The organism is Pseudomonas sp. CFBP 13719, assembly GCF_014842095.1.
Taxonomy (GTDB): Bacteria; Pseudomonadota; Gammaproteobacteria; order Pseudomonadales; family Pseudomonadaceae; genus Aquipseudomonas.
Genome location: NZ_JACYVB010000006.1, coordinates 209,213 through 233,936 on the forward strand (window position 1 = coordinate 209,213; position 24,724 = coordinate 233,936).

The 24,724-nt window shown below is 63.4% G+C and carries 26 protein-coding genes; 12 read left to right on the forward strand and 14 right to left on the reverse strand.

The annotated features are described in order from the left end of the window. Nucleotides 1-18: 18 nt before the first annotated feature. The 3 genes from rraA to ppsA all read right to left on the reverse strand — a co-directional run bounded on the left by rraA (nt 19) and on the right by ppsA (nt 4,245). Nucleotides 19-504 carry a ribonuclease E activity regulator RraA gene (gene rraA, locus IFT57_RS19105; protein WP_122713782.1) on the reverse strand — a complete coding sequence of 162 codons (486 nt, stop codon included), beginning with the start codon at nt 502-504 and terminating at the stop codon, nt 19-21. Between the two features lie 84 nt (nt 505-588). Beyond that, nucleotides 589-1,575, reverse strand: coding sequence for an alpha/beta fold hydrolase (locus IFT57_RS19110; RefSeq protein ID WP_192152319.1), 987 nt, complete (start codon nt 1,573-1,575; stop codon nt 589-591). Between the two features lie 294 nt (nt 1,576-1,869). Next, on the reverse strand, nt 1,870-4,245 hold the full coding sequence (gene ppsA, locus IFT57_RS19115; RefSeq protein WP_192152419.1) for a phosphoenolpyruvate synthase: 2,376 nt from the start codon (nt 4,243-4,245) through the stop codon (nt 1,870-1,872). A 174-nt stretch (nt 4,246-4,419) separates the two neighbouring features. Here ppsA and ppsR point away from each other — a divergent pair, with 174 nt between their 5' ends. The 6 genes from ppsR (at nt 4,420) to IFT57_RS19145 (ending at nt 10,751) form a co-directional block, all read left to right on the forward strand. Then, the gene (gene ppsR, locus IFT57_RS19120; protein ID WP_122713785.1) at nt 4,420-5,238 is read left to right on the forward strand and encodes a posphoenolpyruvate synthetase regulatory kinase/phosphorylase PpsR; all 819 of its coding nucleotides are present in this window, start codon (nt 4,420-4,422) and stop codon (nt 5,236-5,238) included. A 194-nt stretch (nt 5,239-5,432) separates the two neighbouring features. Next, nucleotides 5,433-5,984 (forward strand): retropepsin-like aspartic peptidase RloA, encoded by a 552-nt coding sequence (gene rloA / locus IFT57_RS19125; RefSeq protein ID WP_122794890.1) that lies wholly within the window; start codon nt 5,433-5,435, stop codon nt 5,982-5,984. 5 nt (nt 5,985-5,989) lie between these two features. Next, the gene (gene rloB, locus IFT57_RS19130; protein ID WP_122794891.1) at nt 5,990-7,525 is read left to right on the forward strand and encodes an osmotic stress tolerance membrane protein RloB; all 1,536 of its coding nucleotides are present in this window, start codon (nt 5,990-5,992) and stop codon (nt 7,523-7,525) included. Further along, entirely contained in the window at nt 7,525-8,511 is a 987-nt protein-coding gene (locus tag IFT57_RS19135) for an alpha-L-glutamate ligase-like protein (RefSeq protein ID WP_122794892.1), read from the forward strand. Before rloB ends, IFT57_RS19135 begins: the two co-directional genes overlap by 1 nt. A 79-nt stretch (nt 8,512-8,590) precedes the next feature. Next, the gene (gene pabB, locus IFT57_RS19140; RefSeq protein WP_192152320.1) at nt 8,591-9,934 is read left to right on the forward strand and encodes an aminodeoxychorismate synthase component I; all 1,344 of its coding nucleotides are present in this window, start codon (nt 8,591-8,593) and stop codon (nt 9,932-9,934) included. An 82-nt stretch (nt 9,935-10,016) separates the two neighbouring features. Continuing rightward, nucleotides 10,017-10,751: a phosphoadenylyl-sulfate reductase gene (locus tag IFT57_RS19145; RefSeq protein WP_122713790.1), complete on the forward strand. Its 735-nt coding sequence runs from the start codon at nt 10,017-10,019 to the stop codon at nt 10,749-10,751. A gap of 48 nt (nt 10,752-10,799) precedes the next feature. On the opposite strand, the gene cysB is transcribed toward IFT57_RS19145, so the two are convergent. Next, nucleotides 10,800-11,774 carry an HTH-type transcriptional regulator CysB gene (gene cysB, locus IFT57_RS19150; RefSeq protein ID WP_049858894.1) on the reverse strand — a complete coding sequence of 325 codons (975 nt, stop codon included), beginning with the start codon at nt 11,772-11,774 and terminating at the stop codon, nt 10,800-10,802. Nucleotides 11,775-11,896: 122 nt separating this feature from the next. Then, entirely contained in the window at nt 11,897-12,397 is a 501-nt protein-coding gene (locus IFT57_RS19155) for a universal stress protein (protein WP_122713791.1), read from the reverse strand. 214 nt (nt 12,398-12,611) lie between these two features. Here IFT57_RS19155 and IFT57_RS19160 point away from each other — a divergent pair, with 214 nt between their 5' ends. Beyond that, the gene (locus IFT57_RS19160) at nt 12,612-13,685 is read left to right on the forward strand and encodes a 3-deoxy-7-phosphoheptulonate synthase (RefSeq protein ID WP_122795182.1); all 1,074 of its coding nucleotides are present in this window, start codon (nt 12,612-12,614) and stop codon (nt 13,683-13,685) included. Nucleotides 13,686-13,751: 66 nt separating this feature from the next. Here the strand turns inward: IFT57_RS19160 and IFT57_RS19165 are convergent, their stop codons facing one another. Further along, nucleotides 13,752-14,033, reverse strand: a complete 282-nt coding sequence (locus IFT57_RS19165; RefSeq protein WP_122794896.1) for a GNAT family N-acetyltransferase — start codon at nt 14,031-14,033, stop codon at nt 13,752-13,754. Between the two features lie 32 nt (nt 14,034-14,065). Next, entirely contained in the window at nt 14,066-14,206 is a 141-nt protein-coding gene (locus IFT57_RS19170) for a hypothetical protein (protein ID WP_192152321.1), read from the reverse strand. A gap of 294 nt (nt 14,207-14,500) precedes the next feature. On the opposite strand from IFT57_RS19170, the gene IFT57_RS19175 reads away from it, so the two are divergent. Next, nucleotides 14,501-14,752 carry an Lpp/OprI family alanine-zipper lipoprotein gene (locus IFT57_RS19175; RefSeq protein WP_122476084.1) on the forward strand — a complete coding sequence of 84 codons (252 nt, stop codon included), beginning with the start codon at nt 14,501-14,503 and terminating at the stop codon, nt 14,750-14,752. Between the two features lie 70 nt (nt 14,753-14,822). Here IFT57_RS19175 and IFT57_RS19180 read toward each other — a convergent pair whose 3' ends face one another. The 3 genes from IFT57_RS19180 to IFT57_RS19190 form a co-directional block, all read right to left on the reverse strand. Beyond that, nucleotides 14,823-15,791: a L,D-transpeptidase family protein gene (locus tag IFT57_RS19180; protein ID WP_122794897.1), complete on the reverse strand. Its 969-nt coding sequence runs from the start codon at nt 15,789-15,791 to the stop codon at nt 14,823-14,825. Nucleotides 15,792-15,883: 92 nt separating this feature from the next. Then, nucleotides 15,884-16,177, reverse strand: a complete 294-nt coding sequence (locus tag IFT57_RS19185) for a hypothetical protein (protein WP_122476088.1) — start codon at nt 16,175-16,177, stop codon at nt 15,884-15,886. 56 nt (nt 16,178-16,233) lie between these two features. Then, nucleotides 16,234-16,839, reverse strand: coding sequence for an arylesterase (locus IFT57_RS19190; RefSeq protein WP_122476089.1), 606 nt, complete (start codon nt 16,837-16,839; stop codon nt 16,234-16,236). Between the two features lie 11 nt (nt 16,840-16,850). Between IFT57_RS19190 and IFT57_RS19195 the strand changes: the two genes are divergently transcribed. Next, a complete protein-coding gene (locus IFT57_RS19195) occupies nt 16,851-17,534 on the forward strand; it encodes an ABC transporter ATP-binding protein (protein ID WP_122713795.1) in 684 nt (227 codons plus the stop codon). Continuing rightward, nucleotides 17,534-20,038, forward strand: a complete 2,505-nt coding sequence (locus IFT57_RS19200; protein ID WP_192152322.1) for an ABC transporter permease — start codon at nt 17,534-17,536, stop codon at nt 20,036-20,038. Before IFT57_RS19195 ends, IFT57_RS19200 begins: the two co-directional genes overlap by 1 nt. A gap of 15 nt (nt 20,039-20,053) precedes the next feature. On the opposite strand, the gene IFT57_RS19205 is transcribed toward IFT57_RS19200, so the two are convergent. The 3 genes from IFT57_RS19205 to IFT57_RS19215 all read right to left on the reverse strand — a co-directional run bounded on the left by IFT57_RS19205 (nt 20,054) and on the right by IFT57_RS19215 (nt 22,549). After that, nucleotides 20,054-20,362, reverse strand: coding sequence for a class I SAM-dependent methyltransferase (locus IFT57_RS19205; RefSeq protein WP_122713797.1), 309 nt, complete (start codon nt 20,360-20,362; stop codon nt 20,054-20,056). 219 nt (nt 20,363-20,581) lie between these two features. Then, nucleotides 20,582-21,058, reverse strand: a complete 477-nt coding sequence (greB, locus tag IFT57_RS19210; protein WP_122713798.1) for a transcription elongation factor GreB — start codon at nt 21,056-21,058, stop codon at nt 20,582-20,584. Nucleotides 21,059-21,127: 69 nt separating this feature from the next. Beyond that, nucleotides 21,128-22,549 (reverse strand): transglycosylase SLT domain-containing protein, encoded by a 1,422-nt coding sequence (locus IFT57_RS19215; protein WP_192152323.1) that lies wholly within the window; start codon nt 22,547-22,549, stop codon nt 21,128-21,130. Between the two features lie 121 nt (nt 22,550-22,670). Between IFT57_RS19215 and IFT57_RS19220 the strand changes: the two genes are divergently transcribed. Both IFT57_RS19220 and IFT57_RS19225 read left to right on the forward strand, forming a co-directional pair. Continuing rightward, entirely contained in the window at nt 22,671-23,507 is an 837-nt protein-coding gene (locus IFT57_RS19220; RefSeq protein WP_122795183.1) for a TatD family hydrolase, read from the forward strand. Between the two features lie 174 nt (nt 23,508-23,681). After that, complete coding sequence (locus tag IFT57_RS19225; RefSeq protein ID WP_122713800.1) at nt 23,682-23,927, forward strand: hypothetical protein; 246 nt, start codon at nt 23,682-23,684, stop codon at nt 23,925-23,927. On the opposite strand, the gene IFT57_RS19230 is transcribed toward IFT57_RS19225, so the two are convergent. Then, nucleotides 23,896-24,690 (reverse strand): acyl-CoA thioesterase, encoded by a 795-nt coding sequence (locus tag IFT57_RS19230; protein WP_122713801.1) that lies wholly within the window; start codon nt 24,688-24,690, stop codon nt 23,896-23,898. The two genes, IFT57_RS19225 and IFT57_RS19230, sit on opposite strands and share 32 nt — an antisense overlap. Nucleotides 24,691-24,724: the final 34 nt, after the last annotated feature.

Sequence of the window (24,724 nt, forward strand, 5' to 3'; positions counted from 1 at the left end):
GTTACTGATGGAAAGTTTTCATTCAGGCATGCTCAGTGCCTCTGGCGAGACGATGATGCCGTTGTTGTCGGCATACAGATAGTGGCCGGGAACGAATGTGACACCGGCGAAGCTGACCTTCACATCGAGATCACCCAGACCCCGCTTGACGGTCGGCATGGGATGGCTGGCCAGGGCCTGAACACCGACATCGGTTTGCGCCAGCATGTCGACGTCACGCACGCATCCATAGATGACCAGGCCTTCCCAACCGTTCTCAGCGGCTTTCTGGGCGAGCATGTCGCCCAGCAGCGCCTTGCGCAGCGAGCCACCACCGTCGACCACCAGCACCTTGCCGGTGCCATCCAGAGCCACCTGCTCGCGCACTCGCGAGTTGTCTTCGAAGGTCTTGATGGTGACGATCTTGCCGCCAAAGGAATCGCGGCCACCGAAATTGCTGAACATCGGTTCGAGCACCTCGACGTCGGGGTAGGCATCGCACAGGTCGGGGGTCAGATAGTGCATGGCATTGCTCCTGGGGCGGATGGCGGCTGCAAGAGCCAGAAGCCTGCGCCGGACGCGGCGCGGCCATCACAGCCTAGACCATGCTCAGGTCGCCGCCAACGGTGTCGCCCCGGGCAGCAGCTGCCGGTAGGGGTCGCTCAGCCAGGCACCTACCAGCGGCCAGACCTCAGCCTGGGCTTGGGCACTGACCAGCATGCGCACGTGGTCGAAGTCGTCGCCGAAACCTTGAGCACGGCCCAGGTTGACGAACTGATTGTGGCCCCCGCCGAATTGCTCGAACAGCTGCCGGCAGTCCCAGCTCGGATCCTGCAGGTCTCCGACGGCCGCCACGGCCAGGATGGGCAGCTTCACCTCGCCCAGCCCCTGCCACCAATCCCGCTCGGCATCGCCGAAGCGGCCGAACAGGCCTTTCCAGCGCATCCATTCGAGGCCAACGCCTACCGGTTCGTCTTCCGGGCCGCGCTTGAGGCGGGCCCCGGAGATGTGCGGATAGCGCTTGAGCAGGCGGCGCGCGGCCCAGTTCAGCGGAGGAATCCGCAACTGCCAGTGACGACGACTGACCTGCGCGCCGAACAAGGCCGCGGACGCTGCCAGATCACCTTGCAGATAGCCGCCACCCAGGGCGGCGGCCAGGGTGATGCCGCCGAGCGAATGCCCGACCCAGTGCGGTGTTTGAGCACTGACCTCGGCAACGAACGCACCGATGACCGGAAGATCGTAGCGGGCGTAGTCGGCCACGGTATTGCTGGCGTAGTGCTGGTTGCGCGGCGACAGCCCGTGGCCGCGCATTTCGGCTATCCACACGTCGAACCCGCGACGTGCCAGCCAAGGCCCCAGGCCTATGCCCTTGGGCGAGTACCAGAAGCGCCGGTTGGAAAAGCTGCCATGCAGGAGGATCACCGGCACCCCGCGAGCACCCGGCTGGTCGGCCAGGCCCAGGCGCGTCAACGCCAGCTCGACACTGGGGTCGAGGCTGTTGGCGGCCTTGATGCGGTAGATGTCTTCGCTGAGGTCGCCGCGACGCTCGGCACTGAGCAGCGCGACGGGAAAAAGGGTACTGCTGCTTTGCATAAGGCACTTGCGTCTGAATGAATGAGACTGTAACCGGGGCGCAAGCTGCGTTCCCATTGATCAGTGCGTGAAGGGCAAGATCAAGGGCGACGCGGCTTGCGCCGCTGCTACAGGGGACCGGAATGTTTGAAAGGACACACCGGTCTGGGGTGATACAGGGGACTGGGGTGTTCGAGAGAACACACCGGTCTGGGGTGGTACAGGGGACTGGGGTGTTCGAGAGAACACACCGGTCTGGGGTGGTACAGGAGACCGGGGTGCTGGAAGGGACACACCGGTCTGGGGTGGTACGGCTTAGACGGCACTTTCCTTTTCGGCCAGGAAGAACCAGGTTTCCAGGACCGAGTCCGGGTTCAGCGACACGCTCTCGATGCCCTGCTCCATCAGCCATTTGGCCAGATCGGGGTGATCGGACGGGCCCTGGCCACAGATGCCGATGTACTTGCCGGCCTTGTTGCAGGCCTGGATGGCGTTGGCCAGCAGCTTCTTGACCGCCGGGTTACGTTCGTCGAACAGGTGGGCGATGATCCCCGAGTCGCGGTCCAGGCCGAGGGTGAGCTGAGTGAGGTCGTTGGAGCCGATCGAGAAGCCGTCGAAGAACTCCAGGAACTCGTCGGCCAGGATGGCGTTGGACGGCAGCTCGCACATCATGATGATGCGCAGACCGTTGTCGCCGCGGGCCAGGCCATTCTCGGCGAGCAGGTCGATCACCTGCGACGCTTCGCCCAAGGTGCGCACGAACGGCACCATGATCTCGACGTTGGTCAGGCCCATTTCGTTGCGCACCCGCTTCATCGCCCGGCATTCGAGCTCGAAGCAGTCACGGAACGACTCGCTGATGTAGCGCGACGCCCCGCGGAAGCCCAGCATCGGGTTCTCTTCTTCCGGTTCGTAGAGCTTGCCGCCGATCAGGTTGGCGTATTCGTTGGACTTGAAGTCGGACAGCCGGACGATGACTTTCTTCGGCCAGAAGGCCGCAGCCAGGGTGCTGATGCCCTCGACCAGCTTGTCGACGTAGAAATTCACCGGGTCGCTGTAGCCGGCCACACGCTTGTCGACGCTGTCCTTGATTTCCGGGGTCAGGGTGTCGTAGTTGAGCAGCGCCTTGGGGTGCACGCCGATCATCCGGTTGATGATGAATTCCAGGCGCGCCAGGCCGACGCCGGCATTGGGCAATTGCGCAAAATCGAAGGCGCGATCCGGGTTGCCGACGTTCATCATGATCTTGAACGGCAGCTCGGGCATGGCGTCGACCGAGTTCTGCTTGATGTCGAAGCCCAGTTCGCCCTCGAAGATGTAGCCGGTATCGCCCTCGGCGCAAGACACTGTCACGCCCTGGCCGTCCTGGAGCAGTTGCGTGGCGTTGCCGCAGCCCACCACTGCCGGAATGCCCAGCTCGCGGGCGATGATCGCCGCGTGGCAGGTGCGTCCGCCGCGGTTGGTGACGATGGCGCTGGCGCGCTTCATGACCGGTTCCCAGTCCGGGTCGGTCATGTCCGAAACCAGCACGTCACCGGCCTGGACCTTGTCCATCTCCGAGACGTCGTGAATGATGCGTACCTTGCCGGCGCCGATGCGCTGGCCGATGGCGCGGCCCTCGACCAGCACGGTGCCCTTTTCCTTGAGCAGGTAGCGTTCCATCACGTTGGCGCTGGAGCGGCTCTTCACCGTCTCGGGGCGCGCCTGAACGATGTAAAGCTGGCCGTCGTCGCCGTCCTGGGCCCACTCGATGTCCATCGGGCGACCGTAGTGCTTCTCGATGATCATTGCCTGCTTGGCCAGCTCGCTGACCTGCGCATCGGTCAGGCAGAAGCGTGCGCGCTCGGCCTTGTCGACGTCCACCACCTTGACCGAGCGTCCGGCGCGGGCTTCGTCGCCGTAGACCATCTTGATCGCCTTGCTGCCCAGGTTGCGCCGCAGGATCGCCGGACGACCGGCTTCCAGGGTGTGCTTGTGCACATAGAATTCGTCGGGGTTCACCGCGCCTTGCACAACGGTCTCGCCCAAGCCATAGGCGCCGGTGATAAACACCACGTCACGGAACCCGGACTCGGTGTCCAAAGTGAACATCACCCCGGCAGTACCGGTTTCCGAACGCACCATGCGCTGCACGCCGGCCGACAGGGCTACCAGCTTGTGGTCGAAGCCCTGGTGCACGCGGTAGGCGATGGCGCGGTCGTTGAACAGCGAGGCGAAGACTTCCTTGGCCGCGCGAATGACGTTCTCGACGCCGCGAATGTTGAGGAAGGTTTCCTGCTGACCGGCGAACGAGGCATCGGGCAGGTCTTCGGCAGTGGCCGAGGAACGTACGGCAACGGCAATGTCCGGGTTGCCCTTGGACAGCTCGGCGAAGGCGACGCGGATCTCTTCGTTGAGGCGCTCGGGGAACTCGGCCTCCATGACCCACTGGCGGATCTGCGCACCGGTGCGGGCCAGGGCATTGACGTCGTCCACGTCGAGCGCGTCGAGGGCTGCGTGAATCTGCTCGTTGAGCCCGCTGAGGTCGAGGAAATCGCGATAGGCCTGGGCGGTGGTGGCAAAACCGCCGGGCACCGACACGCCGGCACCGGCCAGGTTGCTGATCATCTCGCCCAGGGATGCATTCTTGCCCCCCACGTGTTCCACATCATTGTTGCCAAGCTTATCGAGGGAAACTACGTACTCTACCAAGGTGATCTCTCCACTGACTGGGTTGGAAAAGCTCGGGATGCCCGGCGCGAATCGTCGCACGCGGGGGGCTGTGGCCGCAGCCCCGGAAATGAACGAGAATGCCTGGCAATGCTGGCCATCAATCGGGCCTATCATATCCAAGAATCGTCAGTTGCCTACGGGCCGGGGCGCACAATGAAACGATCTGCATTCTTCATCTCCGACGGTACCGGCATTACCGCCGAAACGCTGGGGCAAAGTCTACTGGCGCAGTTCGAAAACATTACCTTCAGCAAGTTCACGCGGCCCTACATCGACAGCGTGGACAAGGCTCGGGCCATGGTACAGCAAATCAATAACTGCGCCGAAAAGGACGGCGTGCGACCGATCATCTTCGACACCATCGTCAACCAGGACATCCGCGAGATCCTCGCCACCTCCAACGGCTTCATGATCGACATCTTCTCGACCTTCCTCGCCCCGCTGGAAATGGAGCTCAGCGCACATTCCTCGTACTCGGTAGGCAAGTCCCACTCCATTGCCCACAACGCCAACTACATGGAACGCATCGAAGCGGTCAATTTCGCGCTGGACAACGACGACGGCGCCAGAACCCACTACTACGACAAGGCCGACCTCATCCTGGTAGGCGTGTCGCGCTGTGGCAAGACGCCGACCTGCCTGTACATGGCCATGCAATTCGGCATCCGCGCCGCCAACTACCCACTGACCGAAGACGACATGGAGCGCCTGCAGCTGCCACCGGCGCTCAAGGCCCATCAGCACAAGCTGTTCGGCCTGACCATCGACCCCGATCGGCTCACCGCGATCCGCCACGAGCGCAAGCCCAACAGCCGCTACGCCAGTTTCGCCCAGTGCGAATTCGAGGTGCGCGAAGTGGAAGGCCTGTTTCGCCGCGAGAACATTCCAAACATTGACTCGACGCATTTTTCGGTGGAAGAAATCTCCGCCAAGATCCTCGTCGAGAAAGGCGTCGAACGGCGCTTCAAATAGGCGCCTGCACCCGTGGCGCCCACCCCTGCCGAGCGGGCGAGCCTCGAACTTCACGGTCGATTCGCACTCCAAGGCCTCGCCCGACCGTGCCTGCGCTGGCGGCACGAAGGCACCGTGCTAGAATGTGGTGCTCTCTTCCTGTTACCCGCGAAACGTTTTTGCGGTGCCCGATTCGGTATTCATAATTTCAATTCATGACTCTCAAGCCTCTCTCCCGCCTGTTCAGCCTTTTATTCATTGCGTTCATTCCGGGCCTGGGCCTGGCTGCCGAAAAGACCACCTACGGCCTGAACGAGTACGCACAACTGACCGACATCGACCTGCGCGTGGCGGCCAAACTCGATACGGGTGCATTGACTGCCTCGCTCAGTGCGCGTGACATCAAGCGCTTCAAACGCAACGGCCAACCCTGGGTACGCTTCTACCTGGCGATCGACAATGCCCATTCCCACCCCATCGAACGGCCGCTGGTACGCGTGAGCTCCATCAAGCGACGCGCCGACGACTGCGAATGCAGTGCCAGCGAACGCAAGACCCACACTCAGCGTCCGGTGATCGAACTCGACGTGTGCATGGGCCATACCCAGCGCCGCATCGAGGTCAACCTCACCGACCGCACCGCATTCGACTACCCGCTGCTGATCGGCTCCGATGCGCTCACCCGCTTCGATGCGCTGGTCGACCCCAGCCGCAAACACGCTGCCGGCAAACCCGCCTGCGCCACTGTCGCCACCCTCGCAGAGTAATTTCAATGCGCGCTCTAACCCTGCACTTGAAGATCCTGATCACCGCGCTGGTGGGGCTGGGCATCGCCATCACCGCCTATCAGATCCTCGTACTCGGCATTCCGGTGACCGAAGACGAAACCGACGATCTGTGGAACATCGACGCCAAGGTCGAATTCGTCGCCAGCGCCAAGGACCCGGTAAAGGTGCAGATGTTCGTGCCGCCCCTGAGCCGTGACTATGTGAGCCTCAACGAGAGCTTCATCTCCAACAACTACGGGGTCAGCGTCAATCGGCTGGATGGCAATCGCAAGGTGACCTGGTCGGCCCGGCGCGCTTCGGGCAACCAGACGCTGTATTACCGCCTGGTACTGACCAAGCGTTACAGCGGCGAAAAACTCAAGGTCAAGGGCCCGATCTTCCGCGACAGCCTGGCCGTGGAAGGCCCGGAAAAGATCGCCGCCGAAGCGTTGCTGGCGCCCATTCGCCAGCATTCGGCCGATGTCGAAACCTTCGTCGGCGAAACCATCAAGCGGGTCAACAATCTGGCCGACGACAACGTCAAGCTGCTGCTGGCCGGCGACACCTCGACCTTGCACAAGGCGCGGATCATCGACCTGCTGCTGTCCATCGCCCATGTCCCGATGGAAAAGGTCCATACCGTGCGCCTGCTCGCCGACCAGGCGCAGACGCCGGAACTGTGGCTGCGCAGCTTCAACGGCAACGACTGGCTGTACTTCAACCCCGATACCGGCGAGCAGGGCCTGCCCGAGGATCGCCTGCTGTGGTGGACAGGTGACGAGAACCTGGTCAGCGTCGAGGGCGGACGCAAGGCAACCGTCACCTTCACCATGAACAACAGCGAGATGAACGCCATTCGCCTGGCCAAGCTGACCGACGAGAACACCGACGCCGATTTCCTCGAGTACAGCCTGTACGGCCTGCCGCTGCAGACCCAGCAGACCTTCATGATCATGGTGATGATCCCGATCGGCGTGCTGGTGATTCTGATCCTGCGCAACCTGATCGGCATCCAGACCCTGGGCACCTTCACTCCGGTGCTGATCGCCCTGGCGTTCCGCGAAACCCAGCTGGGCTTCGGCATCATCCTGTTCACGGTGATCACCGCGCTGGGGCTGTCGTTGCGCTCCTACCTGGAACACCTGAAGCTGCAGATGCTGCCCAGGCTGTCCGTGGTGCTGACCTTCGTCGTGGTGCTGATCGCCGCGATCAGCCTGTTCAGCCACAAGCTGGGCCTGGAGCGCGGGTTGTCGGTGGCGCTGTTCCCGATGGTGATCCTGACCATGACCATCGAGCGTTTGTCGATCACCTGGGAAGAGCGCGGCAGCGGGCATGCCCTGAAGGTCGCGGTGGGTACGCTGTTCGCCGCCTCCCTGGCGCATATCCTGATGAGCGTTCCGGAACTGGTGTACTTCGTGTTCACCTTCCCGGCGATCCTGCTGATCCTGGTAGGTTTCATGCTCGCCATGGGCCGCTACCGCGGCTACCGGCTGACCGAACTGGTGCGTTTCAAGGCTTTCCTCAAGCAGGCCGACTCCTGATGTTCGGCCTGTGGAAAACCTGGAAAGCGCTGGAGGCCCGCGGCATCATGGGCATCAACCGGCGCAATGCCGACTATGTGCTCAAGTACAACCGGCGCAGCCTGTACCCCATCGTCGATGACAAGATCATCACCAAGGAGCGCGCCATTGCGGCGGGTATCCATGTGCCCGAGATGTTCGGGGTGATTTCCACGGAAAAGCAGATCGACCGCCTCGACGAGATCATCGGCGGGCGCAGCGACTTCGTGGTCAAGCCGGCCCAAGGCGCTGGCGGCGACGGCATCCTGGTGGTCGCCGACCGCTTCGAGGAGCGTTTTCGCACCGTGTCGGGCAAGATCATCAGCCGCGAAGACATCGAGCACCAGATTTCCAGCATCCTCACCGGCCTGTATTCGCTGGGCGGGCACCGTGACCGCGCGCTGATCGAATACCGGGTGATCCCCGACCAGATCTTCAAGAGCATCAGCTACGAAGGCGTACCGGACATCCGCATCATCGTGCTGATGGGCTACCCGGTAATGGCCATGCTGCGCTTGCCGACCCGGCAGTCGGGCGGCAAGGCCAACCTGCATCAGGGCGCCATCGGCGTCGGCGTCGACCTGGCCACGGGTGTGACCCTGCGCGGCACCTGGCTGAACAACATCATCAGCAAGCATCCCGACACCACCAACGCCGTGGACGGCGTGCAGCTGCCCAACTGGGACGGCTTCATGCGCCTGGCCGCCGGTTGCTTCGAGCTGTGCGGGCTGGGCTACATCGGCGTCGACATGGTTCTGGACCAGGAAAAAGGCCCGCTGATCCTGGAGCTCAACGCCCGTCCCGGGCTGAACATCCAGATTGCCAACGACTGCGGCCTGACCCTGCGCACGCAGGCCGTGGAAAAACACCTGGAAGCGCTGGCGGCCGAAGGCATCGTGGAAACCGTCGAAGAGCGCACGCGCTTCGTTCAGGCACTGTTCGGTCATGTGCCCGCCGTAGTGACCTGAACGCGGACGCCACACCACCCGCACACGCGCCGCCCGGGTGCATTACAATCCCAGCCCCGTCACTGGCCACCGACCTATCATGCCAACCTGCTCGCTTCACGCCCTGCCCTACCTGGCCGACCCGGCGCCCTATTTCGCTGCGGTTCGCCACGCGCCTGGCGCGGTACTGCTCGACAGCGCGCAGCCGATCGCCCAGCGCGGCCGCTTCGACCTGATCAGCGCCTGGCCGGTGCAGACCCTCGGCGTCCAGGCCGGTGAGTCGGGCCAGCAGTACCTGCAACGCGCCCGTGTCGCGCTAGCCGGCTTGGGCCAGGCGCAATTGCCCGACGGCTGCGAGTTGCCCTTCGCCGGAGGACTGATCGGCTACCTGAGCTACGATTTCGGCCGCAGGCTGGAGACCTTGCCAGCGCCCAACCAGGATGACCTCGACCTGCCGCACGCCAACCTGGGCCTCTACGCCTGGGCGTTGATCAGCGACCATCGCCGACAGACCAGCGAATTGATGTTCCACCCCGCGCTGGATCCGCGCGAACGGCAACGCCTGATCGACCTGTTCGACCAACCGGCTCCTCTCGAAGCACTGCCCTTCCGGCTGCACACCTCGATGACGCCGGATCGAACCCCTGAGCAGTACCGACAGGCGTTCGAAACAGTGCAGGCCTATATCCAGGCCGGAGACTGCTATCAGGTCAATCTGACCCAGCGTTTTCGTGCCGCCTGCTCGGGCGACCCGTGGACCGCTTATCAAGCTGTACGCGCTGCCTGCTCCACACCGTTTTCCGGCTACCTGCAGCTGGCGGGCGGCGCAGCCTTGTTGAGCTTTTCCCCGGAGCGCTTCATCAAGGTCACGGCCGGTCATGTCGAAACCCGGCCGATCAAGGGCACCCGCCCACGCAGCCTCGACCGCGAAGAAGACGCGCGCCAGGGCCGCGAGCTGCTGGCCAGTGCCAAGGACCGCTCGGAGAACCTGATGATCGTCGACCTGCTGCGCAACGACCTGGGCCGGAGCTGCCGGATCGGCTCGGTTCGGGTACCGCAACTGTTCGCACTGGAGAGCTATCCGAACGTTCACCATCTGGTCAGCGCCGTGACCGGCGAGTTGGCCGCGGACAAGGACTGTCTGGATCTGCTTGCCGGCAGCTTCCCCGGTGGTTCGATCACCGGCGCGCCGAAGATCCGCGCCATGCAGATCATCGAGGAAGTGGAACCGACCCAACGCGCCATCTACTGTGGCTCGTTGCTGTACCTGGATGTGCGCGGTGGGATGGACAGCTCCATCGCCATCCGTACCCTGCTGGTCAAGGACGGCCAGGTCTGCTGCTGGGGCGGTGGCGCAATCGTGGCCGACTCGCAGTGGCAGGCCGAATACCAGGAGTCGATCTTCAAGGTCAGCGTGCTGCTGGACACCCTCGCGGGGCTCTGAGCCGGATCATGTCGCCCGGTGTTTTTTGTTACCATTGCGCCACATAGAGCGCCAAGCGCCACTTTGACCAGGAAGCCGCCTGATGAGCCAACCCTTCGACGTCGCCGACATGGCGACGACCTACGCGAACAAGTCCCCGCAGGACATTCTCAAGCTCGCCTTCGCCCACTTCGGCGACGACCTCTGGATTTCCTTCAGCGGTGCCGAAGACGTGGTGCTGGTGGACATGGCCTGGAAGCTGAACAAGAACGTCAAGGTGTTCAGCCTGGACACCGGCCGCCTGCACCCGGAAACCTATCGGTTCATCGAGCAGGTACGCGATCACTACCAGATCACCATTGAACTGGTCTCGCCGGACAACGCGCTGCTGGACCCTTTCGTCAAGCAGAAGGGACTGTTCAGCTTCTATCGCGATGGTCATGGCGAGTGCTGTGGTATCCGCAAGATCGAGCCGCTGCGACGCAAACTCTCGACCGTCAGCGCCTGGGCCACCGGCCAGCGCCGCGACCAGAGCCCCGGCACCCGTAGTCAGGTAGCAGCGGTGGAAGTGGACGGCGCGTTCTCGACGGCCGAGCGTACGCTGTACAAGTTCAACCCCTTGGCGCAGATGAGCAGCGAAGAGGTGTGGGGCTACATCCGCATGCTCGAGCTGCCCTATAACAGCCTGCACGAGCGCGGCTTCATCAGTATCGGCTGCGAGCCCTGCACGCGGCCGGTACTGCCCAACCAGCACGAGCGCGAGGGGCGCTGGTGGTGGGAGGAAGCCACGCAAAAGGAATGCGGGCTGCATGCGGGCAATCTGATCGCCAAGACCTGAGCCGCGCAGCGCCTCCAGGCCATGGCAAGCCTGGAGGCAGCGGCGCGATCAATGCTCGGGTAACTCGACGCCTTCGAACAAGGCTTCCAGTTCCTGCTTGTTGTGGCACTGGATGGCCTTGGCCATGACCTCGCGGGTGAGGTGCGGCGCGAACTTCTCGATGAAGTCGCACATGAAGCCGCGCAGAAAGGTGCCGCGGCGGAAGCCGATGCGGGTCACGCTGGACTCGAACAGGTGATCGGCGTCGAGTACCACCAGGTCGTTGTCGAGCTTGGGATCGACCGCCATCTTGGCCACGATTCCCACTCCCAACCCCAGACGCACATAGGTCTTGATGACGTCGGCATCGGCCGCGGTGAACACCACCTTCGGCGCCAGGCCGCGCCGCGAGAACGCTTCGTCGAGCTTGGAGCGACCGGTGAAACCGAACACGTAGGTGACGATCGGGTACTCGGCCAGTGCCTCGAGCGTCAGTTTCGGTACCTTGGTCAGCGGATGCCCCTGGGGCACCGCGATGCAGCGGTTCCAGCGGTAGCACGGCATCATGATCAGATCGCCGAACGAATCCAGCCCCTCGGTGGCAATGGCGAAGTCGACGGTGCCGTCGGCGGCCATTTCGGCAATCTGCATCGGTGAGCCCTGATGCATGTGCAGGGCCACGTCCGGATACTGTTTGATGAAGCTGCTGATCACCGTCGGCAGTGCATAACGGGCCTGGGTGTGGGTGGTGGCGATGGAGAGCGTGCCCTTTTTCTCGTTGGAGAATTCCTGGGCGATCTGCTTGATGCTTTCTACCTTGCGCAGGATCTCGCCTGCCGTGGTGATGATGCGTTCACCGGCCGGGGTGACGCGGGTCAGGTGTTTGCCACTGCGTGCGAAGACTTCAACACCCAATTCGTCTTCCAGCAGGCGGATCTGCTTGCTGATACCTGGCTGCGAGGTATACAGGCTTTGCGCCGTGGCGGAGACGTTGAGGTCATGATGCGCTACCTCCCAGATGTAGCGCAGTTGCTGAAGCTTCATATGAATCCCTCACACAGGAAAAACCGCCAGTCGTCGGCGACGGGTTATAACTATATTAAAGGTTGTAACAATAAATCTAGAACTTTTTATTAAATTTGTAGGAAAAATAACCAACCTTAGCCTCATCCTCTGGGTCGGCTGCGATGCTCGGTCAGGGGCACCATATAGACCGGCACGGGAGACAGCTGCAGCACGCGGGCCGCAGTGCGTCCCAGGGGAACGTCAACAGTGGCACCGTGGCTGTGGCTGCCGAATACCAGCAAGTCAACGGCCAGCCGCTGGGCCTGGTCGAGGATGACTTCGGCTGGATCGCCTTGCCGCACACGCACGGCGCGGATCAAGGCAAGGCCCGGCTCGTCGTCGCCCAGATCGCTGCGCAGGCTCTGCAGGACCTTCTCCTCGATCCCGGCCATGACGGTATTGAGCCCCTGGCTGTGCAGGCGGTCGAGCGCGGACTCGTCGAGGTAGCTTTGCAGCACCGATTCGGCGATCAAACCCATCGGCTCCACGGCATGGATGACATACAGCTGCGCGTTGAAACTGCGCGCCAGGGCTACGGCGTGCTGCATGACGAACGGGGCATATACCCCCAGGTCAGTGGCGTAGAGCATGGAGCGGATCATGCGACCTCCGAAGTGGCCAATGCGACAGGCATACTTGAGCGTAGCAGTGCCGCCCGCCGCGCACCGGTCGTCGGCGCATGGCAATGGCACAAATCCATTGTCTGCATGCGCTCTAACGCGCTAAGGTTCGACTCCCCCGCCGCTCATAATCATGCTGTGCCTCGCCGTGCGGGGTTCGCTGGCGGCCGGCACCCGTGACCTGACGAGTAACACGATGGCTGACCTACCGATCGACGACCTTAACGTCGCTTCCAACGAAACCCTCATTACCCCTGCGCAGCTGAAACGGGAAATCCCGCTCAGTGCCGCCGCGCATACCACCGTGGCCGCTGGCCGGGAAGTGGTGCGCAATATTCTCGACGGTCGTGACCATCGCCTGTTCGTGGTCATTGGCCCGTGCTCGATTCACGACATCGACGCGGCGCACGAATATGCGCGCCGGCTCAAGGCACTGGCCGCCGAAGTATCGGACACCCTGTACCTGGTCATGCGCGTGTACTTCGAAAAACCGCGCACCACGGTCGGCTGGAAAGGCCTGATCAACGACCCGTACCTGGATGACTCTTTCAAGATCCAGGACGGTCTGCACATCGGTCGCAAACTGCTGCTGGACCTGGCCGAGATGGGCCTGCCCACTGCGACCGAGGCGCTGGACCCGATTTCGCCGCAGTACCTGCAGGACCTGATCAGCTGGTCGGCCATCGGCGCGCGCACCACCGAATCGCAAACCCACCGCGAAATGGCTTCGGGCCTGTCCTCGGCCGTGGGCTTCAAGAACGGTACAGACGGCGGCCTGACCGTTGCCATCAATGCGTTGCAGTCGGTGTCCAGTGCGCATCGGTTCCTGGGCATCAATCAGGAAGGTGGCGTGTCCATCGTCACCACCAAGGGCAATGCCTACGGCCACGTGGTACTGCGCGGCGGCAACGGCAAGCCCAACTACGACTCGGTCAGCGTGGCGGTGTGCGAGCAGGCGCTGGAAAAAGCAGGCATCAAGGCCAACATCATGGTCGACTGCAGCCACGCCAACTCCAACAAGGACCCGGCTCTGCAACCGCTGGTCATGGAGAACGTGGCCAATCAGATCCTGGAAGGCAACCAGTCGATCATCGGTCTGATGGTGGAAAGCCATTTGAATTGGGGCAGTCAGTCGATTCCCAAGGACTTGGGCGACCTGCAGTACGGCGTATCGGTCACCGATGCGTGCATCGACTGGGCCAGCACCGAGAAGACCCTGCGCAGCATGCACGCCAAACTCAAGGATGTGTTGCCCAAGCGTAGCCGCTGAGCCCAGGCGCCGGGTCAGTCGAGTTTGCGCTTACCCGGCCTTTGCATGCAGTTGCAGCCTGCCTGTTTACAGCTCGGCCGCACGGCGCTGATGGCGTTCCATATAGCGCTCGACATAGGAGCACGACGGAATCACCGTGTAGCCATGGCTCTCGGCGTAGTCCAGAGCCTGCTCGGTGAGTGCCGCAGCGATGCCCCGCCCGCGCAGGGCGTTGGGCACGAAGGTGCGATAGATGTCCAGGGTCTGTTTACCCAGGTCCATGTAGGTGAGGTAGGCACGATGGCCGTCGATATTGACTTCGAACTGGTGACCGGCCTGGTCGTGGTGGATCGAAAGCGCCTCGCTCATCGCGTTTCCTCGCGGGTCTTGGATTTAGACCTCTACCTTACCGCTCTTTGTACAACGAAGAAACAGTTGTGCAGGCCCATGCCGTTTTTGTCATAAAGCGCAATCGTCATGGCTGCGACGGGAGCAAACAACATCACCTTGCAGGCGAGTTGATTGTCTTCCTGCGCACTCATTGTCGGCGTCCTGGTTATCTCCATTCGCGGCCTGCTGCAGGACATTTAAACTCGTCCTTAGTTCATGCATGAGGCAATTACGCGATGCACTTGCGCACTCCCTGGCCCGCGCCCAACCAGCGCTAGACCGTGATTTTCGGCTTATGTTCCGCCTCTGCGGCGTGGGTGGATTTTTTTTCATCTCTTGCGCAGAGTCCGTTTACTTACTACAAGTAATGAGTAGTATGTACGGCGGCTAGTTTCTCATTCATGAGAAATGGCTACTTAAAAGAATGTCCTTCGAAGGGGAACACAATGAACAATGCTCTGAAATTCTCTGCACTGGCCCTGGCCGCCGTTCTGGCTACCGGTTGCAGCAGCGCAACCAAAGAAACCGAAGCTCGCCTGACCGCTACCGAAGACGCCGCTGCACGCTCGCAAGCCCGTGCCGACGAAGCCTACCGCAAGGCTGACGAAGCGCTGACCGCCGCTCAGAAAGCCCAGCAGACTGCCGACGAAGCCAACGAGCGCGCCCTGCGCATGCTCGACAAGGCCAGCCGCAAGTAACAGCCTTTTGCGAGGCTGTAAAAAAACCGACCCACTGGGTCGGTTTTTTTATGGGCGCAGCCGCAGCCAACTAGGGCGCAGGCAGACTGCCCGGTGCGCTGCTGATCATCGGAGCACCAGCCCCGGCGATTTCAACCGGCAAGCCGTCTTCCGCGGCGACCACATCACGAACCACGTCCCAGTTCATCTTGATGTCCGGAGCGAAGTCGCGACGGTTGAGCAACGCATTGATGACGGCGGTGTGCCTGTCGAGGGTCACCGGATCACCCTTGTCGGTCAGTTGCGCATGGGCTTCCAGGTACACCTTGCCGCCGCTCATGCCGAACTTGTAGGACTCGTTCATGATGCGCACGCCAGTGCCCACCGGCACCATGCTGGCCAGCTCCAGCACATTGTCGTTGTACATGCGGAAGCAGCCATGACTGGTGCGCATGCCGATGCCGAACTGCTTGTTCGAGCCGTGAATCAGGTAGCCCGGCAGACCGAGAGTGAACTTGAAAGGCCCCAGCGGGTTGTCGGGGCCGGCGGGCACCACATTGGGCAGCGGATCACCGTCTGCAGCATGCTCGGCCTTGATCGAGGCCGGTGGCGTCCAGGTCGGATTGGGGGTCTTGGCGATGATCTTGGTGTGCGCGATGGGCGAGCCCCACCCTTCCCGGCCAATCCCCAGCGGATAGGTACGCACGACGTCCTCACCCTTGGGGTAGTAATAGAGGCGGTACTCGGCCAGGTTGATGACGATGCCTTCGCGCGGACCCGGCGGCAGGATGAAACGGGTCGGCAGGACAATCTGCGTGCCGGCACCCGGCAGCCAAGGGTCGACGCCAGGGTTGGCGGCGACCATTTCCAGATAGCCGAGGTCGTTGGCCGTCGCGATGTCGGCGAAGGTGTCCTCGTACTTGGCGGTGATGGTCTGCACCTGGCCGATGATGTCTTCACCCGCAGGTGGCAACGGGAATTCCAGCGCCATGGCCGGCGCCGCTGCGAATGCGGCGGCCAGCGACAGGCAGCGGGTGAAGGCGGAAAGGCTCGGCGGCATCCAGGAAATCCTTGGTCGAACTGAACGGGACAATGCCGCGATTGTACGCGCAGTTGCCGGGCGCGTGTAGACGGGTACCGTCGGGGCGCCGATCAGGGGATCGACTGCAGTTCGGGCCAGACCGGTCGTGTGCCCTTGCGCTGGGCGAACAGGATGGCCCGGCACAGTTTGCACAGCCGCTGGTCACGAAAGATCAGCTTGTGCACTTCCAGCCAGCGCGGCTGGGCCGGGAGCAAGGTTCCACACAAGGTGCGGTCCACCGAACCACCGAGTTCCAGCTGACGTGCAGCTAGGTGCACACGACTTTCCTGGCAGGCGAACAGGTCCAGCTGATCGTCGGGTTCGATCAATTGATAGGCAAACAGGGACCAGGCGGGACGCGGCATCGGGGGCTCCAAACAGGGGGCGCCACATTAGCCGAAAGCCCGCGTCCAGAAAAGCGTCAAAGCAGGGGTTTGAGCGTCGGCCAGACGTTTTCCAGCAGTTTGCCCTGGGCGCCAGCCGTGGGATGCACACCGTCGGCCTGCATCAGTGTCGGCACCCCGCCGACCCCTTCGAGCAGAAATGGCACCAAGGCCACTTTTTTCTCTTCTGCCAGCGTGTGATAGACCTGGGCGAACGACTGGGTGTAACGCGCGCCGTAGTTGGGCGGCAACTGCATGCCCAGCAACAGGACCTCGGCGCCGGCCTTGCGGGAGACCTCGATCATCGACGCAAGATTCTGTTGCAATTGCGTTACCGGCATCCCGCGCAGGCCATCGTTGCCACCCAGCTCGAGCACGACCAGGTCCGGCTTGTGCGCTGCAAGCAGCGCGGGCAGCCGCGCCGAGCCATTGGCCGAGGTGTCGCCAGTGATCGAAGCGTTGACCACCTTGTCGCTGAAACCCTGCTGTTCCAGGCGCTGCTCGAGCAGCGCGACCCAGCCGGCACGGGTATCCAGGCCGAAAGCCGCGCTGATACTATCGCCAACGATCAGTACCGTACCTGCCGCTGCACTCTGGGCGGCCAACATCAGGCCCAGGCCAGCACTCATCAACCACATTCGCATCGGGACTCTCCATGGGCGCAAGCATTCTTACAGCGCGGAACCTTAGCAAAGTGGTCACCAGCGCGGAAGGTGAACTGACCATTCTGCACGAACTCTCGCTGGAATTGGCCAAAGGCGACAGCCTGGCCATCGTCGGCGCATCGGGTTCGGGCAAGTCTACCCTGCTAGGCCTGCTCGCCGGCCTCGACCTGCCCAGCGCGGGCAGCGTGACCCTGGCCGGCCAGGACCTGAGCACGCTGGACGAAGACCAGCGGGCCCGGGTACGGGCCGAACACGTCGGTTTCGTGTTCCAGTCGTTCCAACTGCTCGACAGCCTCGACGCTCTGGAGAACGTGATGCTGCCGCTGGAGCTCGACGGCCGCAAGGACGCCCGTGAACATGCGCGCACGTTGCTCGAACGGGTCGGCCTGGGCCAGCGTCTGACCCACTCGCCGCGCCAGCTCTCGGGCGGCGAACAACAGCGTGTCGCCATCGCCCGCGCGTTCGCGGCCGAACCGGACGTGCTGTTCGCCGACGAACCTACCGGCAATCTCGACAGCCATACCGGCGAGCGCATCAGCGACCTGCTTTTCGAGCTCAACAAGGAACGCGGTACCACCTTGGTACTGGTCACCCACGACGAACGCCTGGCGCATCGCTGCCACCGCCTGATCCGTCTTGATGCCGGGCGCCTCGTTGCGCCCCTGGAGCCCTGATGGCAGGCCTGCCGATGTCGCGACTGGTGGCCCTTGCCGCCCGTCAGTTGTTGCGTGATGCGCGTTCCGGCGAGCTGCGCGTGCTGTTCTTCGCCTTGCTGGTGGCGGTTGCTGCCAGTACCGCAATCGGCTATTTCGGAGCACGCCTCAACGGCGCGATGCAGTTGCGCGCCACCGAGTTTCTCGGCGCCGACCTGATCCTGCAGGGCAGCAGCCCGGCGCGTCAGGAGCAGATAGATGCAGGCACCAGCGTCGGCCTGGATCATGCGCGGGTGGTGGAGTTCGCCAGCGTGATTGCCGCCGACAGCGGGATCCAGCTGTCCAGCGTCAAGGCGGTCGATGAGGCCTATCCCTTGCGCGGCGAGCTCAAGAGCGCGGCGCAGCCGTATGGCGAGGAGACCGCCGGGGATGGGCCCAGGCCTGGCGAGGCCTGGGCCGAGTCACGGCTGCTGGCCGCGCTGAACCTGAAAGTGGGCGATACCCTCGATGTGGGCAGCAAGACCTTGCGCCTGGCACGGGTGCTGACTTACGAGCCGGACCGTGCCGGCAATTTCTACAGCCTCACGCCTCGGGTAATGATCAACCTGCAGGACCTGGCCGCGACCAACGTGGTGCAACCGGGCAGCCGGGTGACCTACCGCGAACTCTGGCGCGGTGCGCCCGACGTGTTGGCCAGTTATCAGAAGCAGCTGGAGCCGGGGCTCGAACCCAACCAGCGTCTGCGTGATGCCAGGGACAGCAACCAGCAGATCGGCGGTGCCCTGGGCAAGGCCGAGCGCTACCTGAACATGGCGAGCCTGGTGGCGGTGCTGTTGGCTGGCGTGGCTGTGGCAATGTCGGCCAGTCGCTTCGCCGCGCGACGTTTCGATGCCAGCGCCCTGCTGCGCTGCCTTGGCCTGTCGCGGCGCGAGGTGATGCTGATGTTCTGCGTGCAGCTGGCCCTGCTGGGTCTGCTGGCGTGCCTGAGCGGCGCGCTGATCGGCTGGCTGGCGCAGCTGGTGCTGTTCCAGATGCTGCACGGGCTGCTGCCAGCCGTGGTACCGGCCGGAGGGCTGTTTCCCGCGCTGGCGGGCATCGGCACCGGGCTGGTGGCGCTGGCCGGTTTCGCCCTGCCGCCCCTGGCGGCCTTGGGCGCGGTGCCGCCCTTGCGCGTATTGCGTCGTGATTTGCTGCCAGTGCCGCCAAGCACCTGGCTGGTGTATGGCACTGCGCTGCTGGCGCTGGGCTTGATCATGTGGCGGTTGAGCCTGGACCTGGTGCTGACGTTCGCCCTGCTCGCCGGCGGCCTGTTGGCAGCGCTGATCCTGGGTGGCCTGTTGTTGCTGGGTTTGAAAAGCCTGCGCCGCTTGCTGGCGCGTTCCCCCCTGCCGTGGCGCCTGGGGCTCGGACAACTGCTGCGCCATCCCCTGGCAGCTGCAGGGCAGGCCTTGGCCTTTGGCCTGATTCTGCTGGCAATGACACTGATCGCACTGCTGCGCGGCGAGCTGCTGGACAACTGGCAGAACCAGCTACCCAAGGACGCGCCGAACTATTTCGCCCTGAACATCCTGCCGGACGAGCGCGATGCCTTCGCCGGCCATCTGCAGCAGGCCGGCGCCCGCTCGGCGCCGTTGTACCCGGTGATGCCCGGCCGCCTGGTCGACATCAACGATGCGCCGGTGCAGGAGCTGGTCGAGAAGGATTCACGCGGTGAGCGCGCGGTGCAGCGAGACCTGAGCCTGACCTGGTCCGAGCACCTGCCCAATGGCAACCGGATCACCGCCGGGCAATGGTGGAATGCGGCCCAGCGCGCTGACGTACCGGGTGTATCGGTCGAAGAAGGGGTGGCGCAAAGCCTGAATCTCAAGCTTGGCGACCGTCTGACGTTCAATATCGGCGGCTCCAACCGCGATGCCGTGGTGACCAGCCTGCGCACGGTAGACTGGAACAACTTCCAGCCCAACTTCTTCATGATCTTCCAGCCCGGCACGTTCGACGACCTGCCAACCACCTACCTGACCAGCTTCTATATTGCGCCCGGCCATGATTCACAGGTGGTCGAACTGTCCAGAGCCTTCCCAGCGGCCACCATTCTGGGGGTCGAGGCGCTGCTGGAACAGCTGCGCAGCATCCTCGCCCAGGTCACCCTGGCGGTGGAGTACGTGTTGCTGTTCGTGCTGGCAGCAGGCATGGCGGTGTTGTTTTCCGGGCTGCAGGCCACGCTCGAAGAGCGCATCCGCCAAGGAGCGCTGCTTCGTGCGCTAGGTGCCGAGCGCAAGCTGCTGGTCAAGGCGCGGCGCATCGAGTTCGGGCTGCTGGGCGCCGCCAGTGGGGTGCTGGCGGCGTTGGGCAGCGAATTGATCAGCTTTGTGCTGTATCGCTACGCCTTCGATCTGGTCTGGACGCCGCACCCATGGCTGCTCTGCCTGCCGCTGATCGGCGCGCTGCTGGTAGGTGGGGCCGGGGTGTTCGGCACTCGTCGAGCCCTCAACGCAAGCCCGTTGCAGGTGCTCAGGGAAGGCTGAAACGCCGCGGGCGACTCAGCGCAGGGTGATGAGCCCCTGCCGGGCGATGCGCACGGCATGGGCAATCACTTCGTGGGCGTCGCGGGCCGACGGTGCCTGAATCACGGCCAGTTCGAAGCTGTTGTCGGGCAGGCTCTTCAAGGCGCTGTGCTGGTCGATGAAACGCGCCACGAACGCGCCGGGCTTGCCACGGCGACGCGGCCAGCCATCGAGGCTGCGCAGCAGGTTCGGCTGATGCTGGCCAACCAGCAGGATACGGGGATTGCGCAGGGATGGGCTGGCCGGGATCGGCGCGAGGCAAACGATGGGACGGGGACAGTTCATGATGGTGTTCTCAGCCTCGACCGCTTCATGTGGGAGAGCTGGGCAGCGGTGGGAGGCATCACCGAACCAGCGCTTTAGCGGTATTTCGAGGGCTCGTGAAAACCCCCAGGCGCCCCGCAAGTAGCTGTCTAAATCGGCGCATGAGCGGTAATCCTAGTGAACGGGCAGGCACGAGTCAACCGCCTGACTCGCAGGGCTTGCGACGGATGCGCACCGGATTCAGGCAGGTTTGTAGGAAATCTGGTTTACGTACCAGAGCGCTTCGCCATCGGGGATCTGCACGACGATGTCGTCGCCCTCCTGCTTCTTCAGCAGGGCACGGGCCATGGGTGAGTCGATGGAGATATAGTCATTGCGGCCATAGATCTCGTCATAGCCAACGATGCGGAATGTCTTGCGCGCGCCGTCATCGTTCTCGATCTCGACCCAGGCACCGAAGAATACCCGCCCTTCCTGTTCGGGCGAATAATCGACGACCTTGACGTCTTCCAGGCGCTTGCGCAGGTAGCGCACCCGGCGATCGATCTCGCGCAGCAGTTTCTTGTTGTACTGGTAGTCGGCGTTCTCACTGCGATCGCCCAGCGATGCTGCCCAGGCGACCTTCTGCGTAATCTCCGGACGATAGACGCGCCACAGATGATCGAGTTCGGCCCTCAATGCCTCGTGCCCTTCACGGGTAATGATGTTCGTTGCCAACACGGTCTCCAGCCAGGCTCAAAGCCGTAGCCTACAGCAAACGCCCTGCCCTGCCAGTACGCCGGGCGTTCAGCGAGCAGACGCCAGCTTGCGGGCGCCGGGCTCCAGTGAGTCGCGTTCGCGGGCGAATGCCAGGTAGTACTTGTTCACACTGTTGACGTAGCTCACCGAGGCCATTCCCATCTGCTCCATGGCGATGCGTTCGGTCTGGAAAAACCATTGATCGGGGTTGAGGCCGCGGCGGCGCGCCTCCTTGCGCATCGCCTGTACACGTTCGGGGCCCATGTTGTATGCGGCCAGGGTGAAGGCCATGCGTTCACGTTCGTTGAGCTTGTTGCTGGAGAAGAACTTGCGGCGGATCATCGCCAGGTATTTGGCCCCGGCCTGCACGTTGTTGTCGAGGTTCTGGATGTTGCCCACGCCCACCCGCCGCGCCGCCGAGGGGGTGATCTGCAGCAGGCCGGTCGCGCCGCCACCACCGCGGGCGGCCGGATCGAGCTTGGACTCCTTGAAGGCCAGCGCTGCAAGGTTGAGCCAGTCCATGTGCTGTTCGCGGGCGTGCCGCTGGAGTACCGGGCGCAGCGTTTCGAGGCGCTGGCGGTCGCCGCGGGCCAGTGGATAGTGAACCTTGTACAGGCCGCGGTAGACCTTGACGAAAGCGGCGTCCTGATCGCGCGGCGCCTTGTACGAGGCCAGGAAGCGATCGACGCTGGCGCCCAGCTGCGGTGCGTCGCGGCGCACGTACCAGTTGACCGAACCCGGCGCGCTGAGCACCACACGACGGTCCACGCGCAGCCGCGGCATGACCTTGGCCCAGCGTTCGGCGATGGGCAGTTCGACCACGGTCAGCGGGTAGATCCCGGCCTGAACCGTCTCCAGTACGTCTTCGGCGGCCAGACTGGGGTCGACCCATTCGATATCGATGGGCGCCAGCTTGCGCAATGCCAGCTTCTGGTTCCAGCGTTCGACAGCGGCGCCCGCTGCGCTGCCGTTGGGCAGGGCCAGGGTCTTGCCGGCCAATTGTTCGACGCGTACGTAACGCCGCCCGCCTTTGCTACCGACCAGCACGAAGGGGACATTGGCGACCACCGCTTCGCTGGCAGCAATCTTGCTGGCGGGATGCGACCCCATCAACTCGCCAGGCGCGACCAGGTCGCCTTCGCCGCGCTGCAGGGCGCCGAGCAGTTGCTCCTTGGCGCGCGGGATGATCTTGAGCTGCAGCGCCTGGCCTTTGCCGGCGTGAGCATTGAGATAACTTTGAAAAGCCTGCAGGCGGTGGTACTCGACGCCGATGGCCTGGCCGCGAACCTGACCCGAGCTGTTGCGGCTCTGGTTGACCAGCACGCGCAATACCTTGCTCGACTGGATCTGCGCCAGGTCGCGGACCTTTGCCGGGTGCGCCGCCAGCGGTGGCCCCGCCGGACGAGCGGCCGCCGCCGAGGGCAGCCCAAGGGCCAGGCAGAGCATGACAATCAGTGATCTAAGGCCCATGGTTCCCCGGCAACGTCCTGAGCAGCCCCTCAAGGACCGCCATAACCTTTTGAAGTTCTTGGTTTTCTTGCCAATCGCCAAGCTCTGGTATGCTTTTCGCCTCCTGCTTCGAGGTAGCACCATGCAACTCATCGATATCGGCGTCAACCTTACCAACGACAGCTTCGCGCAAAAGCACGAGGCCGTTCTGCAGAGGGCCTACGCGGCGGGCATCTGTCAGTTGGTGCTCACCGGGACCAGCGTCGAGGGCAGCGAACAGGCGCTGCAACTGTGCCAGCGGTGGGATGAGTCGGGCGAGCGGCTGTTCAGCACTGCGGGCATTCATCCACACAGCGCCAGCGAATGGAACGGCGACAGCGCCGCACGTCTGCGCGACCTGCTGCGCCTGCCGCAGGTGAAGGCCGTGGGTGAATGCGGCCTGGATTTCAATCGGGATTTCTCGCCGCGTCCGCAGCAGGAAAAGGTGCTGCAGGAACATCTGGCCCTGGCCGTGGAGTTGCAGCTGCCGGTATTCCTCCACGAGCGCGACGCCCACCAGCGCCTGCTGGACATTCTCAAGGATTACCGTGACCACCTGCCGGCCGCCGTAGTGCACTGCTTTACCGGCGAGCGCCAGGCGCTGTTCGGTTATCTGGACCTGGACCTGCACATCGGCATCACCGGCTGGATCTGCGACGAGCGTCGCGGCACCCATCTGCATCCGCTGGTGGGCAGCATTCCTGCCGCGCGGTTGATGCTCGAGAGCGATGCGCCGTACCTGCTGCCGCGCACCTTGCGGCCCAAGCCCAAGAGCGGCCGCAACGAGCCGGCCTTCCTTACTGAAGTCCTGCGCGAAGTGGCACTGCATCGCGGCGAAAGCCTGGCTGATCTGGCGCGGACCACGACAGCCTGCGCTCGGGCGTTTTTCGGTCTGCCGGAAATCCGCGGCGCGCTCTATGACGACGATAGCGAAGCTTGATTCGCGGCCAATGCGAGGGCTGACTATTATCGTTCTCAACTGATCCGGACCAGGACAGGGCTGAACAATTTGCCGGTGGCAGGACTCTACAGGTCATGCCATCCAGAAATGGCTCACGCAGAAACGTCTTGTTGATCCAGGTCCTGTTGCACCGTACCCAAGGAGCATTGAGCCATGAACGACACCACCGCATTGAAAATCGTCAACGACCCAAACAACGGTCTGCGCGTTTCGCGCGCCATTGCGCTGCCGTTGCTGGCCCTTTCCGCCTTGATGCTGGTGGATGCCTCAGCCTGTGCCAGCGTCGGCGAAGCCGCCATCGGCGTGATCGGTCTGATCGCCGCCTTCGCTCTGGGGCGCGGCCAGCGTGAGCCCAGCCAGGCCGAAGTCAGCCAAAAACTGTCACCGTCTGCCGGCTGATTGCCAACAGCTCGCCCTCTGGGTTCCACATGGCTGCGGAGGTGTGCCCATAGCCATCGCGGGCATGCTCGATCAGGGCCTGATAGCGACACCAATCGCCGCTGCGCATTGCAGGCATCGGCTGAATGAACTCGATGGTCCAGGTCAGGCTGCTGCCAGGCGCCGGCTTGTTCAGATAGGGCAGCAGCGCAGGCGGCCAGGCGTCGCCCAATACCAGCAACAAGGCTTCGGTGATCGGCTCATCCCGGTCATGCTCCCGCAGCTGCATCCACCCGCCGATACCGGCGACCGGCGTATTGCTGAACGGCAGCGCGCCGATTCCCCACCGCATGTCCAGATGGCGAATGTACTCGGGCGTGACCCCAGGCAGGTAGGGCAGCGCGGTGGACTGCTCCAGCGTTTTCATGGCCGGCACCGGCATCGCGCTGAGGGTGATCGCCGATTCGCGCGGTAGACCGAAACTGGCCTGGACCACGGTCATGGTGCGTCCGTTCTGCACCGCCCGCGCCAGCACCGAGGTCACCGCACTGCCCTCGCGCAATATTTCCACCTGTAGATCCATGGGGACTTCCAGTTCGGCCGGACCCACGAAAGTGATCGCCATCGAACGCACCGGCCGGTCAGGGACCTGCGCCGCCATGGCCTCGTGCAGCAATGCGGCCATGAGGCCGCCGTAGCAGGCGCGCCCCTGGCTCCATTCGCGGGGTACGGTAACGCTGTGGGGTGGACGTCGTGCGCTTGCCAGCAAGTCGCGAAGGTTCATGGGCCGACCTTGGGGGTGGTTGTCGATGGGCTTG

Coding starts and splice junctions, on each gene's coding strand:
- rraA (WP_122713782.1), bottom strand. CDS start 504: ATGCACTATCTGACCCCCGACCTGTGCGATGCCTACCCCGACGTCGAG.
- IFT57_RS19110 (WP_192152319.1), bottom strand. CDS start 1,575: ATGCAAAGCAGCAGTACCCTTTTTCCCGTCGCGCTGCTCAGTGCCGAG.
- ppsR (WP_122713785.1), top strand. CDS start 4,420: ATGAAACGATCTGCATTCTTCATCTCCGACGGTACCGGCATTACCGCC.
- rloA (WP_122794890.1), top strand. CDS start 5,433: ATGACTCTCAAGCCTCTCTCCCGCCTGTTCAGCCTTTTATTCATTGCG.
- rloB (WP_122794891.1), top strand. CDS start 5,990: ATGCGCGCTCTAACCCTGCACTTGAAGATCCTGATCACCGCGCTGGTG.
- IFT57_RS19135 (WP_122794892.1), top strand. CDS start 7,525: ATGTTCGGCCTGTGGAAAACCTGGAAAGCGCTGGAGGCCCGCGGCATC.
- pabB (WP_192152320.1), top strand. CDS start 8,591: ATGCCAACCTGCTCGCTTCACGCCCTGCCCTACCTGGCCGACCCGGCG.
- IFT57_RS19145 (WP_122713790.1), top strand. CDS start 10,017: ATGAGCCAACCCTTCGACGTCGCCGACATGGCGACGACCTACGCGAAC.
- cysB (WP_049858894.1), bottom strand. CDS start 11,774: ATGAAGCTTCAGCAACTGCGCTACATCTGGGAGGTAGCGCATCATGAC.
- IFT57_RS19155 (WP_122713791.1), bottom strand. CDS start 12,397: ATGATCCGCTCCATGCTCTACGCCACTGACCTGGGGGTATATGCCCCG.
- IFT57_RS19160 (WP_122795182.1), top strand. CDS start 12,612: ATGGCTGACCTACCGATCGACGACCTTAACGTCGCTTCCAACGAAACC.
- IFT57_RS19165 (WP_122794896.1), bottom strand. CDS start 14,033: ATGAGCGAGGCGCTTTCGATCCACCACGACCAGGCCGGTCACCAGTTC.
- IFT57_RS19170 (WP_192152321.1), bottom strand. CDS start 14,206: ATGAGTGCGCAGGAAGACAATCAACTCGCCTGCAAGGTGATGTTGTTT.
- IFT57_RS19175 (WP_122476084.1), top strand. CDS start 14,501: ATGAACAATGCTCTGAAATTCTCTGCACTGGCCCTGGCCGCCGTTCTG.
- IFT57_RS19180 (WP_122794897.1), bottom strand. CDS start 15,791: ATGCCGCCGAGCCTTTCCGCCTTCACCCGCTGCCTGTCGCTGGCCGCC.
- IFT57_RS19185 (WP_122476088.1), bottom strand. CDS start 16,177: ATGCCGCGTCCCGCCTGGTCCCTGTTTGCCTATCAATTGATCGAACCC.
- IFT57_RS19190 (WP_122476089.1), bottom strand. CDS start 16,839: ATGCGAATGTGGTTGATGAGTGCTGGCCTGGGCCTGATGTTGGCCGCC.
- IFT57_RS19195 (WP_122713795.1), top strand. CDS start 16,851: ATGGGCGCAAGCATTCTTACAGCGCGGAACCTTAGCAAAGTGGTCACC.
- IFT57_RS19200 (WP_192152322.1), top strand. CDS start 17,534: ATGGCAGGCCTGCCGATGTCGCGACTGGTGGCCCTTGCCGCCCGTCAG.
- IFT57_RS19205 (WP_122713797.1), bottom strand. CDS start 20,362: ATGAACTGTCCCCGTCCCATCGTTTGCCTCGCGCCGATCCCGGCCAGC.
- IFT57_RS19215 (WP_192152323.1), bottom strand. CDS start 22,549: ATGGGCCTTAGATCACTGATTGTCATGCTCTGCCTGGCCCTTGGGCTG.
- IFT57_RS19220 (WP_122795183.1), top strand. CDS start 22,671: ATGCAACTCATCGATATCGGCGTCAACCTTACCAACGACAGCTTCGCG.
- IFT57_RS19225 (WP_122713800.1), top strand. CDS start 23,682: ATGAACGACACCACCGCATTGAAAATCGTCAACGACCCAAACAACGGT.
- IFT57_RS19230 (WP_122713801.1), bottom strand. CDS start 24,690: ATGAACCTTCGCGACTTGCTGGCAAGCGCACGACGTCCACCCCACAGC.